Raw genomic sequence first — 2,035 nt, 5'->3', positions numbered from 1 at the left:
GAGCAGCCCTTCGACAAGCTGCCTGGCGAGCAATTCCGTCTGATTTCCGTCACACCAGTACTGAATGGTCCGTTCGTGGCCAATCGCGACACAATTTCGGAGGAAGATTTCAAGGCGATCGTAGATATCATGACATCGGAAGCAACGGCGAATAACGAAAGTGTGTTCCTGCCGGAGGATTCCGAGAAATCCGGACTGTTCTGGAAGTCGGGAGATGCGAAGTTCCTTCCGGTCGATGATGCCTGGTATAACCCGATCCGGGAGTTGTCTAACTGATGGGAGAACATATCCGAGAGGGAGAAGCGCTGCTCCGGGTTGGGGGCAACGCATATCCCGTAAGAGCCATTTTATTCGATAAAGACGGAACACTTTTGGACTTCATTGGCTTATGGGGCAGCTGGAGCGAACTTTTGATTGGTAACATCGTGATGCAGCTTCAGGAGCAATACAAGATTAATGCGTCGCCGGAATTYCTTATGATTATGCTCGGCATTAGCTGCGACGAAGGTGGCAAGGTGGTTGACTACGATCGGGCGGGACTGTTGTCCACCGGCACGAACGTTCAGGTGAAGGCGCAGTTGACCGAACATATCCGCGATTTGGGGCTGCCTGCCAAGGAAGCTGAGCGCTGCATGGATGAATGCATTCGCCGGACGAATGGGGAGATCGATATGCTCCGGCCGGTACAAGCCCGCTACAGACTAGTCGACTTTCTCGATCAATGCACATCTAGAAAGCTGCCGATGGCGGTCGTTACTGCCGACGACACCGAGGATGCCATCAAGCATCTGGAGTGGTTAGGTATTCGGCATTATTTCCGGGAAGTGATCGGCAGTGATGCCGTCCTTCGCGGCAAGCCTCATCCAGACTTGGTCGAGCTGGCCTGCGAAAGGTTAGGCATCTCGCCTGCGAATGCCGCCATTTTGGGCGACACCGAGCACGATATGCGCATGGGCAGAGCGGCAGGAGCCGCCGTGACCATTGCGGTTCTACCAGAAGAAAGCACGGAAGCGGACGTGATCCGGGAGCGTGAGGTTTATTTGAACGCAGATGCATTCATTACTTCGTATGAACAATGCAGCATTGATAACTATTACATTTTTAAAAATACAGATTCACGTTAAAGTTGCAGGACCCTGCTCGATTCTCGATACAGGGTCTGATTTTCACCTTTTAACAAGCAAAGGAGCATCTTATGTCGACATTACTTGTTTTGGATAAAATATCCAAACGTTACAATAAAGACGCCATGGCCTTGGAGGACATCAGCTTCTCCATTAAGAATGGCGAATTCGTGACCATTATCGGACCTTCCGGAGCGGGCAAATCAACCTTGCTCCGGTGCATCAACCGCATGGTCGAGCCAAGCGGAGGTCGGATTCTGTTCGACGGCAAGGATACCTCTCGCTTGAGCCGGGGAGCGCTGAGGCAGTTCCGAACAAAGATTGGTATGATATTCCAACATTACAACTTGGTTGACCGGTTAAGCGTAGCGGAGAATGTTCTGCATGGTCGGCTGGGCTACAAAAGCACCATTGCGGGCGCACTCGGCATATATAACGAGCAGGAGAAGCGGCAGTGCCAGGAGATTCTTCAGACGCTCGGCTTGTCGGAGCAGATGTTTAAACGCTGCGACCAGCTGAGTGGGGGACAAAAGCAACGAGTTGGTATCGCCAGAGCACTCATCCAGGAGCCCCGGCTGATGCTTTGCGACGAGCCGATCGCTTCCCTGGATCCGAGCTCCTCGAAGATCATTATGGACCATTTGCGAAACATCAACAGGACATTGGGCATCACAGTTCTCGTCAATTTGCATCAGGTCGATGTCGCAATGAGATATTCGGATATCATTATCGGGGTCAACAAGGGAAAAATTGTGTTCAACGGAACACCTAAGGAACTAACTCCGGATCGCATTCATCAAATTTACGGGTCTGACAAGGGGGAGCTGATTATGGATGAAGCTCCCTCCTTCAAGCAGGAGGCGCGGTTGACGTATGAAATTGGATAAGTTCTTTTTACGTAAGCGGAGACG

2 protein-coding genes and 1 pseudogene are annotated in these 2,035 nt (G+C 51.5%); all 3 read left to right on the top strand.

The genetic code is table 11. The features are described 5' to 3' along the window. Positions 1-276, top strand: a pseudogene (locus tag AC1DWN_RS32945) (phosphonate ABC transporter substrate-binding protein); the annotation flags it as partial. After that, positions 276-1,124, top strand: coding sequence for an HAD family hydrolase (locus AC1DWN_RS32940; protein WP_477563051.1), 849 nt, complete (start codon positions 276-278; stop codon positions 1,122-1,124). The pseudogene AC1DWN_RS32945 and the gene AC1DWN_RS32940, both read left to right, overlap by 1 nt. 71 nt (positions 1,125-1,195) lie before the next feature. Beyond that, entirely contained in the window at positions 1,196-2,011 is an 816-nt protein-coding gene (gene phnC / locus AC1DWN_RS32935) for a phosphonate ABC transporter ATP-binding protein (RefSeq protein ID WP_477563050.1), read from the top strand. Positions 2,012-2,035: the final 24 nt, after the last annotated feature.

The sequence above is a fragment of the Paenibacillus sp. P4_A7 genome (assembly GCF_056402455.1).
The sequence above is the reverse complement of the archived record's forward strand: the minus strand, read 5'-3'. Positions and strand labels throughout refer to the sequence as shown.

Bases quoted from the DNA above. Each gene is read 5' to 3' on its own strand.
- phnC (WP_477563050.1), top strand. From the start codon at position 1,196: ATGTCGACATTACTTGTTTTGGATAAAATATCCAAACGTTACAATAAA.